The organism is Streptomyces sp. NPDC051211, assembly GCF_040689505.1.
Classification (GTDB): Bacteria; Actinomycetota; Actinomycetes; order Streptomycetales; family Streptomycetaceae; genus Streptomyces.
Window position 1 is genome coordinate 87,298 of the sequence record NZ_JBFBAV010000009.1, and the last position, 14,043, is coordinate 101,340.

Here is a 14,043-nt window from a genome sequence, read left to right on the forward strand (position 1 = left end):
GGCACGAGTCACCGCCCCCGGGGGGCGCCGTGGATCCATCGGGATCCGTGGGCACCGCCCGGGAACGGCTGCCGCCGACCCCGCTCGGGTCCGCGGCCACCGGCCGGGGGCCGTCCCCCCCGGCCGGATTCCTGGATCAGGCCTGCGCGGTGATCCGCGCGAGGCGCTGCGCTTCTTCCCGCGTGGACACGGCGATGGCGTCCTCGTCGGCGAAGAGCAGGCGGTTGTTCTCGACGATCTGCTTGCCGTTGACGAACGAAGCCGTCACCGGGGCGGCCGCACCGAAGACCAGGGCGGTGACCGGGTCGGCGATCGAGGAGTGCAGGAAGGTGCTGAGGTTCCACAGCACCAGGTCGGCGCACTTGCCCACCTCGAGCGAGCCGATGTTGTCGGCGCGGCCGAGGACCTGGGCGCCGCCGTAGGTGCCCAGGCGCAGGGCCTGGCGGGCGTTGAGCGCGCGCTCGCGGTGCACCGGGTTCAGACGGTTGATCAGCAGCGCATTGCGCAGCTCGGTGTGCAGCTCACCGGACTCGTTGGAGGCGGTGCCGTCCACGCCGAGGCCGACCGGGACGCCGGCGGCCAGCATGTCCGGGACGCGGGCGATGCCGGCGGCCAGACGGGCGTTGGAGGACGGGCAGTGCGCGACACCGGTCTTGGTCCGGGCGAACGCGGCGATGTCGGAGTCGTTCATGTGGACGCTGTGCGCCATCCACACGTCCTCGCCGAGCCAGCCGGTCGACTCGAAGTAGTCGGTCGGGCCCATGCCGAACAGTTCCTTGCAGAACTGCTCTTCCTCGACGGTCTCGGAGCCGTGGGTGTGCAGGCGCACACCGAGGCCGCGGGCGAGCTCGGCGCCCTGCCGGAGCAGCTCGGTGGAGACCGAGAAGGGGGAGCAGGGGGCGACGGCGACCTGGGTCATCGCGTCGAAGGAGGCGTCGTGGTGCTTCCGGACGGTCTCCTCGGTCGCGGCGAGCGCGCCCTCGAGGGTCTCGACGGCGAAGTCCGGCGGCAGGCCGCCGTCCTTCTCGCTGCGGTCCATGGAGCCGCGGGCGAGGGTGAACCGTACGCCCATCTCGGACGCGGCGCGGATGATCGCGCCGGAGAGGTCGCCGGAGCCCTTGGGGAAGACGTAGTGGTGGTCCATCGCGGTGGTGACACCGCCGCGGGCCATGGCGGCCAGCGAGCCCTGGGCGGCCGAGTAGGCCATCTGCTCGTCGATCCGCGACCAGGTCGGGTACAGGGCGACGAGCCAGTTGAAGAGGTTGTGGTCGGTGGCGAGGCCACGCGTGATCCACTGGTAGAAGTGGTGGTGCGTGTTGACCAGACCGGGGGTCACGAGGTGCCCGGTGCCGTCGATGCGGCGTACCACGTTCTCGAGGTTCTCGGGGGCCTTGCCCGCACCGATGGACTCGATCTTGTTGCCGGCGACAACGACGTGGCCCGAGGCGTACTCGGTGTCGTTGGCGTCGACGGTCGCGATGGCGCAGTTCTCGATGACGATGCGCTCGACTGCGCTGTCAGGGGCTGCCGATGCTGCCATGGGACTTCCTCGTGCTTTCAGTGGCGGTGCGGGCACGGCAAGGCCCAGGGAATTTGAGTGCCGGAGCCGGGGGCCTTGACAGCTGACAGTACTGCCGCCCGTGAGGTGCGTCCGGGTGCCGAATCGGGAAGCGAAAGGGTGTTGCGCCGCGCCCCGGGGCCACTGCGGAGCCCCGGGACGCTCTTCACACCGGAGGATCAGAGGTTGGTCATGTCCACCGGGATGCGCGCGTCGGCGCCGTCCCGCAGGATCGTGGCCTCGATCAGACCGTAGGGACGGTCCGCGGCGAAGTACACCTCGTTGTCGTTCTTGAGGCCGAACGGCTCGAGGTCGACCAGGAAGTGGTGCTTGTTCGGGAGCGAGAAGCGGACCTCGTCGATCTCCGAACGGTGGTTGATGATGCGCGAACCCATCTGGTACAGGGTCTGCTGCAGCGACAGGGAGTAGGTCTCCGCGAAGGCCTCGAGCATGTGCTTGCGGGTGGCCTCGTAGGACTTCTCCCAGTTGGGCATCCGCTGCTCGTCGTCGGTCCAGTTGAACCGCCAGCGGCCCGACACCTGGGTGGCCAGGATGCGGTCGTACGCCTCCTGCAGGGTCGTGTACTTGTCCTTCACGTAGCCCCAGAACTCCGAGTTGGTGGAGTTCATGACGATCAGGTCCTTGAGGCCGGAGATGACCTCCCAGTTCTGGCCGTCGTACGTGATCTGGGTGACGCGGGTCTCCTGGCCCTTGCGGACGAAGGAGTGCTTGACCTCGTCGGAGCCGATGAACTTGGAGTTGGCGTCCGAGGTGGCGATCCGCTCCCAGGCGTACTCCTCGATGCGGATGCGCGCCCGGTGGATCGGCTCCTGGCTGTTGACGAACCAGCGCGCCAGGTGGATGCCGAACTGCTCGGCGGACTCGATGCCGTACTCCTTGGCGAACGCGTACACCGTGTTCTTGGTGGTGTCCGTCGGCAGGACGTTGGCGTTCGAGCCGGAGTAGTGGACGTCGTCCATGTCGCCGGAGAGGGCGACCGAGACGTTCAGGTCCTTGATGTGGTGGGTGTCGCCGTCCCGCGTGATCTTGACGACGCGGTTCTCTGCTTTGCCGTACTGGTTCTGGCCGAGAATCGTGGGCATGTCTGCTAGCTCCCTCGGTAAACGGAGTAGCCGAACGGGTTGAGCAGCAGCGGTACGTGGTAGTGCTCGCCCGGGTTGACCGCGAAGGTAATGGTCACCTCGGGGAAAAACGCACCGCTGTCCCTTACGCGGGGGGCGTCCTGCTGCGCCTCGGCGGCTTGCTTCTTGTCGAAGTACGCCTCGGTCTCGAAGTCGAGACGTACGTGGGTGGTTCCTTCCGGCAGCGCCGGCAGGTCCTTGCAACGCCCGTCCGCATCGGTGGCGGAGCCGCCCAGGTTCGCCCACTCCGCGTCGAAGCCGCTACGGGCCGACAGGGTGATGGCGACGCCCTCGGCGGGGCGGCCGATGCTGGTGTCCAGGATGTGCGTGGACACCGAGGCGGTGGTCTCAGTGCTCATGTGCTGTGCTCACTCTCCTTCTACGAGTCGGGTCAGACGGATCCGGTTGATCTTGACGAGCTCTCCGCGGGCGATCTCCCGCTCGACCTCGGCAGTGTTCTCGATCCGGACCTTGACCGCGTCCCGCATCTGCTCGCCGGTCGCACCGGTCGCGCAGATCAGGAAGACGTGGCCGAACTTCTCCTGGTAGGCCAGGTTCAGTTCCAGCAGTTCGGCCTTGAGCTCCTCGGAGGCCCCGGCCATGCCGCGCTGCTCGCGGGCAGAGGTCGGGTCTCCCGGCTTCGGCCGGCCGATCGGCGGGTGGCCCGCCATCGCCTCTTCCAGGTCCGCGACGGTGAGCTCCGCCATGGCGGCGTCGCTCGCGGCGAACAGGGATTCGACGCTGGAGAACGGGCGCTGGGCGAGCAGCTTGCCGCCCCATGCCGAACTGGCGCACACCTCGTGCAGCTCGGCCGTGGCCGCGCTGTCGTCCAAGGTGTTGAACCGGGTGAGACCCGGTGTCGGACTCGAAGTCACGGGAAGCCTCCGTGGCCATATTGCTTTGACGGGCTGCGCATAGCTAACGCCCTCGACAACACGGCGTCAACACTTTGTTGAAACTTCCCGTACACAAAAGCCGCCGCCCGGTCGATTCGGGCGGCGGCTCGTCACCGTGAGTCAGGAGTGGCTCACTCCCGGCTGCTCTTGTTGGATCTTGTCGGGGCGTTGGCGTCCCGGTTCAGGTAGTTGTAGACCGTAAAGCGGCTTACGCCGAGCGCGCCGGCCACCGTCTCGACGCCGTGACGCACGGAGAAGGCGCCGCGCGCCTCCAGTATGCGCACCACGTCCTGCTTGGACTTGCGGTCCAGCTGGGCGAGGGGCATGCCGTGGCGGCGCTCCAGCGCCGCCAGGATGTGGTCCAGGGAGTCCGACAGCTGCGGCAGCCGTACGGCCAGCACCTCGCGGCCCTCCCAGGCCAGCACGACGTCGTCGGGCTGGGCCTGGGCCGGGTCCATCAGCTCCCCGCCCATCGCGTCGACCAGCGGTTTGACCGCGGCGACGAACGGGTGGTCGCGGGGCTCGGTCATCGGGTGTCCTCCGGGATCACATTGACCTGCAGCGAAACCCGCGTGGCACCGGCCTCCAGCGAGTCGCGCAGCAGCGCGGTCACCGCGCTGAGCACCTCGCCGGCCTCTCCTTCGGCGGTGTTGCCGAACGGGCCGACATCCACCGCGTCCAGCTGGGCCTTCTGGATGACCTCGCGAGCGGCCACGGCGTGGGCAGGGGCCTCTTCGAGGTCGAAGGGCTCGGTCGTGAACTCCACTCTCAATCGCACGCCGTCAAGCTACCCCGCGGTCACGTTTTTCCGGGAGTCCGTACTTGACATCCGGGACAGGGTCCATGCAGTCTTCCATCAAGCAGAAAATAACTTCCGCAATACGGAAGGAGCGCATACCCCTCATGGGATACACGGACCAGCGCTTCGATGTGAACCTTTCGATCCTCTTCACGGAACTCCCGCTCCTGGAGCGTCCCGCGGCTGCCGCCGCGGCGGGCTTCACCGCGGTCGAGCTGTGGTGGCCCTGGATCGAGACCCCCACTCCCGCCCAGGCGGAGCTCGACGCCCTCAAGAAGGCTCTTGAGGACGCCGGCACCCAGCTGGTGGGCCTGAACTTCTACGCCGGCCGGCTTCCCGGCCCGGACCGCGGTGCGGTCTCGGTGCCCGGTGAGGAGTCGGACCGCTTCCGCGCCAACATCGACGTCGCGGCGGACTTCGCCGCCTCGGTCGGCTGCAAGGCGCTGAACGCCCTCTACGGCAACCGCGTCGAGGGTGTCGACCCGGCGGTCCAGGACGAACTCGCCCTGGAGAACCTGGTCATCGCAGCACGGGCCGCCGACCGCGTCGGCGCGATCCTGCTGATCGAGACGCTGAACAAGCCCGAGTCGCCGCTCTACCCGCTGGTGAGCGCGCCGTCCGCGATCGAGATCGTGGACAAGGTGAACGAGGCGACCGGTCTGGGGAACGCCAAGTTCCTGCTGGACCTGTACCACCTGGCGATGAACGATGAGGACCTCTCCGAGGTCATCGAAAAGTACGCCGCCAAGACCGGCCACGTCCAGATCGCGGACAAGCCGGGCCGGGGTGCCCCGGGCACGGGTGAGCTGCCCCTCGAGGACCTCCTCGACCAGCTCCAGAAGGCCGGCTACCAGGGCTTTGTCGGCCTGGAGTACAAGGCCGCCGACGCCGCGGCGTCCTTCGAGTGGCTGCCGGCCGAGGCTCGCGCCGCCAAGTAAGAGGACAAAGTCCGGGCGTTCCGCCAGGCACCGCCGTCACTTTTCGTACATAGCTTTAAGAGAAGGACCTCATCATGAGCAACCTCCCCAAGATTGCGTGGATCGGGCTCGGCATCATGGGCTCGCCCATGTCCGAGAACCTGCTGAAGGCCGGCTACTCGGTCACCGGCTTCACCCTGGAGCAGGACAAGCTGGAGCGCCTGGCCGCCGCCGGCGGCACCGCGGCCGGCTCGATCGCCGAGGCCGTCAAGGACGCCGACGTCGTCATCACGATGGTGCCCGCCTCCCCGCAGGTCGAGGCCATCAACTACGGTCCCGAGGGCATCCTCGAGAACGCCAAGTCCGGCGCGCTGATCATCGACATGTCGTCGATCACCCCGCAGACCTCGGTCGACCTGGCGAAGAACGCCGCCGAGAAGGGCATCCGCGTCATCGACGCCCCGGTGTCCGGCGGCGAGGCCGGCGCCATCGAGGCCGTCCTGTCCATCATGGTGGGTGGCGAGCAGGCCGACTTCGACGCGGCCCTGCCGATCCTCGAGGCGCTGGGCAAGACCATCGTCCTCTGCGGCCCGCACGGCTCCGGCCAGACGGTCAAGGCCGCCAACCAGCTCATCGTCGCGGTCAACATCCAGGCCTGCGCCGAGGCCGTCGTCTTCCTCGAGAAGTCCGGCGTGAACCTCCAGGCCGCCCTGGACGTCCTCAACGGCGGTCTGGCCGGCTCCACGGTCCTGACCCGCAAGAAGGACAACTTCCTGAACCGCGACTTCAAGCCCGGTTTCCGGATCGACCTGCACCACAAGGACATGGGCATCGTCACCGACGCCGCCCGCAACGTCGGTGCGGCCCTCCCGGTCGGCGCGGTCGTCGCCCAGCTGGTCGCCTCGCTGCGCGCCCAGGGTGACGGCGGCCTGGACCACTCCGCCCTGCTCCGCGCGGTCGAGCGCCTCTCCGGCGCCCAGCTCTGAGCTGAGCCCGCGGGGCCGCTGGCGGCCCCCTGAGTTTCCGGATGGTGCCGGTGCTGACACCTGTCCTGTCGCGCCCAAGCGCCGGCACCGTCCGGATCACCTCTTCTCCATCTTTCTTCAACAAACTGTTGACGTTGCGATCCAGCCGAAATTAGGCTCCTCCGCATGACGGAAGACGCTTTCCGTCAGCAGTTACCCGTACGGAAGGTCACCATGTCGAAGCGCGTGCTTACGACCGAGTCCGGCGCTCCGGTCGCCGACAACCAGAACTCCGCCACCGCCGGCGTCGGTGGCCCGCTCCTCATCCAGGACCAGCAGCTCCTGGAGAAGCTCGCCCGCTTCAACCGGGAGCGCATCCCGGAGCGTGTGGTGCACGCCCGCGGCTCCGCCGCGTACGGCTACTTCGAGGTGACCGACGACGTCACCGCCTACACCTCGGCGAAGTTCCTGAACGAGGTCGGCAAGAAGACCGAGACCTTCCTGCGGTTCTCCACCGTCGCCGACTCCCTCGGTGGCGCGGACGCCGTCCGCGACCCGCGTGGCTTCGCGCTGAAGTTCTACACCGAGGACGGCAACTACGACCTCGTCGGGAACAACACCCCGGTCTTCTTCATCAAGGACCCGATCAAGTTCCCCGACTTCATCCACTCCCAGAAGCGCGACCCCTTCACGGGCAAGCAGGAGGCGGACAACGTCTGGGACTTCTGGGCGCACGCCCCCGAGGCGACGCACCAGATCACCTGGCTGATGGGTGACCGCGGCATCCCGGCGTCCTACCGCCACATGAACGGCTACGGCTCCCACACCTACCAGTGGACCAACGCCCAGGGCGAGGCCTTCTTCGTCAAGTACCACTTCAAGACGAACCAGGGCATCCGCTGCCTGTCCTCCGAGCAGGCCGCCGAGGTCGTCGGCAAGGACGGCAACTCGCACCAGACCGACCTGCTCCAGGCGATCGAGCGCGGTGTGAACCCGAGCTGGACCCTCTATGTCCAGGTCATGCCGGCCGCCGAGGCCGCGGACTACCGCTTCAACCCGTTCGACCTCACCAAGGTGTGGCCGCACGCGGACTACCCGCTGCAGCGCGTGGGCCGGCTGGTTCTCGACCGCAACCCGGAGAACGTCTTCGCCGAGGTCGAGCAGTCCGCCTTCTCCCCGAACAACTTCGTCCCGGGCATCACCGCCTCGCCGGACAAGATGCTCCAGGGCCGCCTGTTCGCCTACGCGGACGCCCAGCGCTACCGCCTCGGTGTGAACCACACCCTGCTGCCGGTGAACGCCCCCAAGGCCACCACCGCCGAGAACTACGGCCGCGACGGTGCCATGGCGCTGCGCAACGGCTCGCGCTACGACAAGAACTACGAGCCCAACTCGTACCAGGGTCCGGCCGAGACCGGCATCGCCCTGGGTGCCCCGAAGGCCGTCACCGGCTACACGGGCACCCACGAGGCCCCGGCCCACACCAAGGACGACGACTTCTTCCAGGCCGGTGAGCTCTACCGCCTGATGTCCGAGGACGAGAAGCAGCGTCTGGTGGCGAACATCGCCGGCGGCCTGTCCCAGGTCTCCCGCGAGGACGTCATCGAGAAGAACCTGGCTCACTTCCACGCCGCCGACGCCGACTACGGCAAGCGCGTCGAGGAGGCCGTCCGCGCCCTGCGCGAGGACTGAGCCCACAGAACGCGCCGGGGGCCTGACGGGAGGTCAGGCCCCGGGTGCCACCCGCTGCCGCGGACCCGGATGAGGGGTGGTTCACGGCAACGGGAGGACGAGGACCGCGGTGGTGTCGAGCCAGTGCGGTGGTAAAGGCCCGACGGCCCGTCTCTTGACCTGAGGGAGACGAAGCCAAGGTGTCCTGTCGCCACCACCGCGGTCCCAGCCACTCCGCATATATAGGGGCCACGCACAGAAGCCCCTCTGTACACACAATCCCCGCCCGGCGGGAGCGAACGTCCTGTCGCGCCAGCCTCGCCCTGTCGGGCGGTCATACCTCCCCACCAAGCCAGAGCGCCGAGTCACGGACGGTCCCGTGACTCGGCGCTTTGTCGTGTCCGCCGTCAGGCTCGGGCGCGCAGGCCCAGCGAGTGCAGCAGCGCGGCGAGTTCGGCGCGGAAGAGCTTGTCGGGGTCGTGGGTCTGGCCGCGCAGATGGCCGTAGACCTCGAGCGCGACCATGCCGTGCAGGCGCCCCCACAGCCGCAGGGCGAGGGCCAGGCCGGCCGGGGTGAGGTCCGGTACGGCCGGGCGGACCTTCGCCAGCAGGGCCTCGTCGAAGTCGGGCCAGTCGAAGCCGGCCTCCGGCTCCCCGGTGCGGGCCGTCGGCCAGGCCTCGGCGGTGAGCGCCGCGAGTCCCGTACAGGCGCGCCGGGCAGCCTCCGGAGCGGGACCTTCCGGGGGCGGCCGGTAGCCGGGGACCGGATCCCCGTACACCAGCCGGAAGCCCTCGGGGCAGTCCAGGGCCCAGGTGCGGAATCCGGTCGCCCAGGCCTCGATCCGGGCGGCCGGGTCGTCCGCCGCCTCGGCCTTCGCCGCGTCCACGGCATCCACCGCCGAGGTGTACACGTCGTTGATCAGCTCGGTGACCAGATCGTCGCGGGTGGCGAAGTACCCGTAGATGGCGTTTGCCGTCATCCCCATCTCCCGGGCGATGGCCCGCAGGGTGATGGCGTCCGGCCCGCCCGTGGCCATCAGGCCCAGTGCGACCTTCTTGATCTCGGCAGTCGTTTCGGCCCGCAGTCGTGCGCGGCGCCCCGTCGTGGTTCCCACCCGGCAAATCTACAGCGTCACTTTCCTGCTTGCCGTGCAAAAACTTCACGGCGTATAGTTTTTACACGGCATACAGAACAGCAACACAGGGGGATCCTCATGCACATCGGAGTCATCGGAGCCACCGGGACCATCGGCGGCCGGGTCGTCGGCGAGGCCCTGGAGCGCGGGCACCGCGTCACCGCCTTCAGCCGCGACGCCACCGGACCCGCCCGCGAAGAGAAGCGAACGGGCATCACCTGGACGAGCCTGGACGTGCTGGACCCGGACCGGGTCGCCGCCGTCCTGCCCGGGCTGGACGTCCTCATCAGCGGCTTCCAGCCGGGCAATGCGGCCCGGGACCTCGCTGACACCCTCGCCCGGTCGATCGCCGATCCCACGGTGTACGCCCGGGTGGCCCGCACCCTGATCGAGGCCTTGGCCGGCCACCCCAGGACCCGGCTGATCGTGATCGGCGGGGCCGGCAGCCTGGAGACCGCACCCGGGGTCACCCTCGCCGACTCCGAGGAGCTGCTGCTCGAGGGCCTCGACGAGCTGGGGCTGCCCCGGGAGTACGCCGCCGCGGTGCGCGGCCACCGGGACGCGCTGAACGTCCTGCGGCTGTCCAACCGGCTGTGGACCTACTTCAGCCCGGCCGGCGAGATCTTCCCGGGGGAACGCACCGGGCGGTTCCGTACGGACACCGACCGGATGGTCGTGGACGCCGAGGGGCGCAGCCGGATCTCGGCCGAGGACGCGGCGGTCGCGCTGCTCGACGAGGCCGAGCTCCCGCGGTTCGTCCAGCGGCGGTTCACCGTGGGCTACTGAGGGTCACGGCCGGCCGCTACCCTGTGACCTGACTGAAAGGTCAGTCAAGGGGTGATCGGACGAAGGGTGCGAGCCGGCGTGGCCGACCGTCAAGTGTTGATCCTGGAAGCAGCCGTACGCGTCATCGCCCGGAACGGGGTGAGGGGGCTCCGGGTGGAGGAGCTGGCGGCCGAGGCCGGGGTGTCCACCGCGCTGATCTACTACCACTTCAAGGACCGGGCGGGCCTGATCCGGCGCACCCTCGGCTTCATCAGCGACCGGGCCACCGGCTACACCGACGAAGCGATCGAGGACGCCGAGGACGCCCGCGAGGAACTGCTGGAGCTCCTGCTCGGCGAGCTGCAGGACATCGAGCGGGTACGCGAGAACAGCATCGCCTGGGGCGAACTGCGGGCCAGCGCCATCTTCGACGCGGACCTGCGCGGCCCGCTCGCCGACTCCACCCGGAGCTGGACCGAGGACGCCGCCGAGATGATCCGGGACGCGCAGAAAGCGGGACTCGCCGACCTGCACGTCGAGCCGCTGGACGCGGCGGAGCGGCTGACCGCGCTCGTGGAGGGGCTCAGCGAGCGCTGGCTGAGCGGCTCGCTGGGCCTGGAGCGGGCCAGGGGCCTCCTGGCGGGCGCGGTGGACGCGGAGCTCGGCCGGCGCCCCGCGTAGGCGGCAGTACGGACACGCGGAACCGCAACGTCGAACGGAAACGGGACGGGAAACGGGAACGGCCCCCGTTCCTCCTGCTGGAGGGACGGGGGCCGTTCCGTACTGCTGGACCTACTGCCGGGCCGATCAGACCTTGAGGGCCTTGATCGCCGTCGGCGCGTGGCCGGGCTCGGTGGCGAGCTCCTCGAACTCGGTGACGTCGCTCATGTCGACCGTCTTGCTCATCGCGATGTTGGTGACGCGCTCCAGGATGGCCTCGACGACGACCGGGACCTGGTACTCCTGGGCCCACTTCTTGGCCTGCTCGAAGGCCTCGCCCAGCTTGTCCGGGTCGGTGACGCGGATGGCCTTGACGCCCAGGCCCTCGGCGACCTTGACGTGGTCGACGCCGTAGACGCCGATCTCCGGGGTGTTGATGTTCTCGAACTCGAGGTTGACCTCGAAGTTGATGCCCAGGCCGCCCTGCGCCTGACGGATCAGACCCAGGTAGGCGTTGTTCACGAGGACGTGGACGTAGGGGACCTTGTGCTGGGCGGCGACCGCCAGCTCCTCGATCATGAACTGGAAGTCGTAGTCGCCGGAGAGGGCGACGATCGGGGTCTCCGGCTCCGCGGTGGCGGCACCGATGGCGGCCGGGATGGTCCAGCCGAGCGGGCCGGCCTGGCCGCAGTTGATCCAGTGGCGCGGCTTGTAGACGTGCAGGAACTGCGCGGCCGCGATCTGGGAGAGGCCGATGGTGGTGACGTAGCGGGTCTCCGGGCCGAACGCCTTGTTCATCTCCTCGTAGACGCGCTGCGGCTTCAGGGGGATGTTGTCGAAGTGCGTACGGCGCTGCAGGGTGGCCTTGCGGTCCTGCGCGGAGGCGGCCCAGGCGGAGAAGTCCGGGAGCTTGCCCGCGGCCTTGAGCTCCTTGGCGATCTCGATGAAGAGCTCCAGCGCGGCCTTGGCGTCGGAGGCGATGCCGAAGTCCGGGGCGAAGATCTTGCCGAGCTGGGTGGGCTCGATGTCCACGTGGACGAACTTGCGGCCCTTGGTGTAGGCGTCGAGGTTGTAACCGGTGTGGCGGTTGGCCCAGCGGTTGCCGATGCCGAACACGAAGTCCGACTCCAGGAAGGTCGCGTTGCCGTAGCGGTGCGCGGTCTGGACACCGACCATGCCGGCGGCCAGCTCGTGGTCGTCCGGGATGGTGCCCCAGCCCATCAGGGTGGAGATGACCGGGACGCCGGTCAGTTCGGCGAACTCGACCAGCAGGTCGGAGGCGTCGGCGTTGATGATGCCGCCACCGGCGACGATCAGCGGGCGCTCGGACTCCAGCAGGAACCGGATGGCCTTCTCGGCCTGGGCGCGGGTGGCCTTCGGCTGGTAGACCGGCAGCGGCTCGTAGGTCTCCGGGTCGAACTCGATCTCGGTCAGCTGGACGTCGATCGGCAGGTCGATGAGGACCGGGCCGGGACGGCCGGAGCGCATCAGGTGGAAGGCCTGCTGGAAGACGCCCGGGACCTGCGCGGCCTCGAGGACCGTGGTGGCGGCCTTGGTGACCGGCTTGGCGATCGAGGCGATGTCGACGGCCTGGAAGTCCTCCTTGTGGAGCTTCGAGACCGGAGCCTGGCCGGTGATGCAGAGGATCGGGATCGAGTCCGCGATCGCCGAGTACAGGCCGGTGATCATGTCGGTGCCGGCGGGGCCGGAGGTACCGATGCAGACACCGATGTTGCCGGCCTTGGCACGGGTGTACCCCTCGGCCATGTGCGAGGCGCCCTCGACGTGGCGGGCCAGCGTGTGGCTGATCCCGCCGACGTTCTTGAGCTCGCGGTAGAAGGGGTTGATCGCAGCACCGGGGACACCGAACGCTTGTGCGACACCCTCGCGCTTGAGGATCTCCACTGCAGCGGCGGCGGCTGTCATACGAGGCATCGTGTCTCCCTGCGGGTCAGGCTTATTCCGTCATCCGGAAGTTTTGTTCTGCTATACGGAACAAGCTAAAGGGTGCCCTTCGCGCACGTCAAGGCGGTACGGGACCCCGGAAGCCACCAAAAGCCGTGTTTCGCTCCGTGAGTTAGACAAATGGCCGGGACTCTCGCCCCGACGGTGGCGCGTGGTGGAGCATGGACCTACGCACAGCGACAACCGGCAGGCCGGGGCGGCTCCGGCCGGCACGGTGCAGAGGGGGTTCGAGGTCAGATGGCGGAAGCGGTCCCGGTACGGTGCCCGGCGTGCCGGCGCGAGAACGGCTACACCCCTCCGGTCTTCCCGTGCGCCTGCGGAAGTCCGGTGATACCGCCGCTGGACCTCACCCGGCCCGTGCTGCCGCTGACGCACCGCACCTGGACGGACAGCTGGGTGCTGGTGCGCTGCGGGAACTGCGGGCGGGAAAGCGAGTGGCCGCACCCGGAGCTGGGGTGCGGCGCCTGCGGGACGGTGGTGCTGGTCCCCGTCCACGCGGTACGGGAGCAGGAGGCCGAGGCCCCGGCCGGGGCGCAGCCGGCCCCCGCACCACTGCCGCCCGCCGCACCGGCGCCGCGGCCGGCGTTCCGGCCGGTGACCATCCGGACGGCGCGGGACGCGGTGGCCACGGCCGCGCTGTACCTGCGCTGGCTCGGCTTCCGGGACGTACGGCAGCCGGACGCGACCCGGCCGCTGCCGTCGGCGGCGGTGGACCTGCGGGCTCCCGGCCTGGTGGCCCAGGTGGACCCGACGACGGCCCCGGCCGGGCTGCGCGCGGTGGAATGCGTCTGGCTGAACGGGCTGACGGCCTCCGCGAAGAGCGTCTACTTCGCCCTGGCCGGCTACACCGAGGACGCCCGGTCCCGCGCGGACGAACTCGGGATACCGCTGTTCGTGATGGACCTGACGGGCATGCCGCAGCCGCTCAACGACCCGGCGGACACGCTGGTCGGGACGGGGGCCTAGTCTCGGAAGCCTCTCGGAAGCCCGCATTCCAGCCGGGCGCCCCATCTTCTTCCTGCCGAGGAGTGACCTCTTGAGCACGCTCTACGACATCCCGCTGACCACCCTGGACGACGAGCCCACCAGCCTGGCCCCGTTCAAGGGGAAGGCGATCCTGCTGGTGAACACGGCTTCGCAGTGCGGCCTCACCCCCCAGTACTCGGGGCTGGCCCGGCTGCAGTTCAAGTACGCCGAGCGAGGCTTCACGGTGATCGGCGTACCGTGCGACCAGTTCGGCGGGCAGGAGCCGGGCACGGCCGAGGACATCCAGACCTTCTGCGCGGCCGGCTTCGGGGTGACCTTCCCGCTGCTGGAGAAGTCCGAGGTCAACGGCGAGCACCGGCACCCGCTCTATCGGGAGCTGGTGAAGACCCCCGACGCGGAGGGCGAGGCCGGCGACGTCCGCTGGAACTTCGAAAAGTTCCTGATCTCGCCGGACGGCGAGGTGGTGGCCCGGTTCCGTCCGCGCACCGAGCCGGAATCCCCCGAGGTGATCGCCGCGATCGAGGCGCACCTGCCCGCCTGACGGGCGGCCGCGGCGCGGCCGCCGCCCGAGCGGCCGGCCGC

The 14,043-nt window shown here is 69.2% G+C and carries 15 protein-coding genes; 7 read left to right on the forward strand and 8 right to left on the reverse strand.

What is annotated here, in order from left to right; genetic code table 11:
* Positions 1-136: 136 nt before the first annotated feature.
* From AB0447_RS12060 to AB0447_RS12085, 6 genes are all read right to left on the reverse strand, one after another.
* Positions 137-1,540: an 8-oxoguanine deaminase gene (locus AB0447_RS12060; protein WP_366476478.1), complete on the reverse strand. Its 1,404-nt coding sequence runs from the start codon at positions 1,538-1,540 to the stop codon at positions 137-139.
* 197 nt (positions 1,541-1,737) lie between these two features.
* Positions 1,738-2,661 carry a factor-independent urate hydroxylase gene (gene pucL, locus AB0447_RS12065; RefSeq protein WP_366476479.1) on the reverse strand — a complete coding sequence of 308 codons (924 nt, stop codon included), beginning with the start codon at positions 2,659-2,661 and terminating at the stop codon, positions 1,738-1,740.
* A 5-nt stretch (positions 2,662-2,666) separates the two neighbouring features.
* On the reverse strand, positions 2,667-3,059 hold the full coding sequence (gene uraH / locus AB0447_RS12070) for a hydroxyisourate hydrolase (RefSeq protein ID WP_366476480.1): 393 nt from the start codon (positions 3,057-3,059) through the stop codon (positions 2,667-2,669).
* Positions 3,060-3,068: 9 nt separating this feature from the next.
* A complete protein-coding gene (uraD, locus tag AB0447_RS12075; protein ID WP_366476481.1) occupies positions 3,069-3,575 on the reverse strand; it encodes a 2-oxo-4-hydroxy-4-carboxy-5-ureidoimidazoline decarboxylase in 507 nt (168 codons plus the stop codon).
* 152 nt (positions 3,576-3,727) lie between these two features.
* The gene (locus AB0447_RS12080) at positions 3,728-4,126 is read right to left on the reverse strand and encodes a helix-turn-helix domain-containing protein (protein ID WP_366476482.1); all 399 of its coding nucleotides are present in this window, start codon (positions 4,124-4,126) and stop codon (positions 3,728-3,730) included.
* A complete protein-coding gene (locus AB0447_RS12085) occupies positions 4,123-4,374 on the reverse strand; it encodes a thiamine-binding protein (RefSeq protein ID WP_366476483.1) in 252 nt (83 codons plus the stop codon). Before AB0447_RS12085 ends, AB0447_RS12080 begins: the two co-directional genes overlap by 4 nt.
* Positions 4,375-4,499: 125 nt before the next feature.
* On the opposite strand from AB0447_RS12085, the gene AB0447_RS12090 reads away from it, so the two are divergent.
* The 3 genes from AB0447_RS12090 to AB0447_RS12100 all read left to right on the forward strand — a co-directional run bounded on the left by AB0447_RS12090 (position 4,500) and on the right by AB0447_RS12100 (position 7,969).
* On the forward strand, positions 4,500-5,333 hold the full coding sequence (locus tag AB0447_RS12090) for a TIM barrel protein (protein ID WP_366476484.1): 834 nt from the start codon (positions 4,500-4,502) through the stop codon (positions 5,331-5,333).
* A 74-nt stretch (positions 5,334-5,407) separates the two neighbouring features.
* Positions 5,408-6,298: a 2-hydroxy-3-oxopropionate reductase gene (locus tag AB0447_RS12095; protein WP_366476485.1), complete on the forward strand. Its 891-nt coding sequence runs from the start codon at positions 5,408-5,410 to the stop codon at positions 6,296-6,298.
* Positions 6,299-6,511: 213 nt separating this feature from the next.
* Positions 6,512-7,969, forward strand: a complete 1,458-nt coding sequence (locus tag AB0447_RS12100) for a catalase (protein WP_366476585.1) — start codon at positions 6,512-6,514, stop codon at positions 7,967-7,969.
* Positions 7,970-8,355: 386 nt separating this feature from the next.
* On the opposite strand, the gene AB0447_RS12105 is transcribed toward AB0447_RS12100, so the two are convergent.
* Entirely contained in the window at positions 8,356-9,063 is a 708-nt protein-coding gene (locus AB0447_RS12105; protein ID WP_366476486.1) for a TetR/AcrR family transcriptional regulator, read from the reverse strand.
* Positions 9,064-9,162: 99 nt separating this feature from the next.
* On the opposite strand from AB0447_RS12105, the gene AB0447_RS12110 reads away from it, so the two are divergent.
* Together AB0447_RS12110 and AB0447_RS12115 are read left to right on the forward strand one after the other, a co-directional pair.
* A complete protein-coding gene (locus tag AB0447_RS12110; protein WP_366476487.1) occupies positions 9,163-9,870 on the forward strand; it encodes an NAD(P)H-binding protein in 708 nt (235 codons plus the stop codon).
* A 78-nt stretch (positions 9,871-9,948) separates the two neighbouring features.
* Positions 9,949-10,530 carry a helix-turn-helix domain-containing protein gene (locus AB0447_RS12115; protein WP_366476488.1) on the forward strand — a complete coding sequence of 194 codons (582 nt, stop codon included), beginning with the start codon at positions 9,949-9,951 and terminating at the stop codon, positions 10,528-10,530.
* A 126-nt stretch (positions 10,531-10,656) separates the two neighbouring features.
* Here the strand turns inward: AB0447_RS12115 and gcl are convergent, their stop codons facing one another.
* Positions 10,657-12,435 (reverse strand): glyoxylate carboligase, encoded by a 1,779-nt coding sequence (gcl, locus tag AB0447_RS12120; RefSeq protein WP_366476586.1) that lies wholly within the window; start codon positions 12,433-12,435, stop codon positions 10,657-10,659.
* Between the two features lie 276 nt (positions 12,436-12,711).
* Here gcl and AB0447_RS12125 point away from each other — a divergent pair, with 276 nt between their 5' ends.
* Positions 12,712-13,440 (forward strand): hypothetical protein, encoded by a 729-nt coding sequence (locus AB0447_RS12125; protein WP_366476489.1) that lies wholly within the window; start codon positions 12,712-12,714, stop codon positions 13,438-13,440.
* A 70-nt stretch (positions 13,441-13,510) separates the two neighbouring features.
* Complete coding sequence (locus AB0447_RS12130) at positions 13,511-14,002, forward strand: glutathione peroxidase (protein WP_366476490.1); 492 nt, start codon at positions 13,511-13,513, stop codon at positions 14,000-14,002.
* The last annotated feature ends 41 nt before the right edge of the window (positions 14,003-14,043 follow it).

What these genes read in the sequence shown, in the direction of transcription:
- AB0447_RS12060 (WP_366476478.1), bottom strand. Translation starts at nt 1,540, where the DNA reads ATGGCAGCATCGGCAGCCCCTGACAGCGCAGTCGAGCGCATCGTCATC.
- uraH (WP_366476480.1), bottom strand. Translation starts at nt 3,059, where the DNA reads ATGAGCACTGAGACCACCGCCTCGGTGTCCACGCACATCCTGGACACC.
- AB0447_RS12095 (WP_366476485.1), top strand. Translation starts at nt 5,408, where the DNA reads ATGAGCAACCTCCCCAAGATTGCGTGGATCGGGCTCGGCATCATGGGC.
- AB0447_RS12090 (WP_366476484.1), top strand. Translation starts at nt 4,500, where the DNA reads ATGGGATACACGGACCAGCGCTTCGATGTGAACCTTTCGATCCTCTTC.
- gcl (WP_366476586.1), bottom strand. Translation starts at nt 12,435, where the DNA reads ATGACAGCCGCCGCCGCTGCAGTGGAGATCCTCAAGCGCGAGGGTGTC.
- AB0447_RS12125 (WP_366476489.1), top strand. Translation starts at nt 12,712, where the DNA reads ATGGCGGAAGCGGTCCCGGTACGGTGCCCGGCGTGCCGGCGCGAGAAC.
- pucL (WP_366476479.1), bottom strand. Translation starts at nt 2,661, where the DNA reads ATGCCCACGATTCTCGGCCAGAACCAGTACGGCAAAGCAGAGAACCGC.
- AB0447_RS12080 (WP_366476482.1), bottom strand. Translation starts at nt 4,126, where the DNA reads ATGACCGAGCCCCGCGACCACCCGTTCGTCGCCGCGGTCAAACCGCTG.
- AB0447_RS12110 (WP_366476487.1), top strand. Translation starts at nt 9,163, where the DNA reads ATGCACATCGGAGTCATCGGAGCCACCGGGACCATCGGCGGCCGGGTC.
- AB0447_RS12100 (WP_366476585.1), top strand. Translation starts at nt 6,512, where the DNA reads ATGTCGAAGCGCGTGCTTACGACCGAGTCCGGCGCTCCGGTCGCCGAC.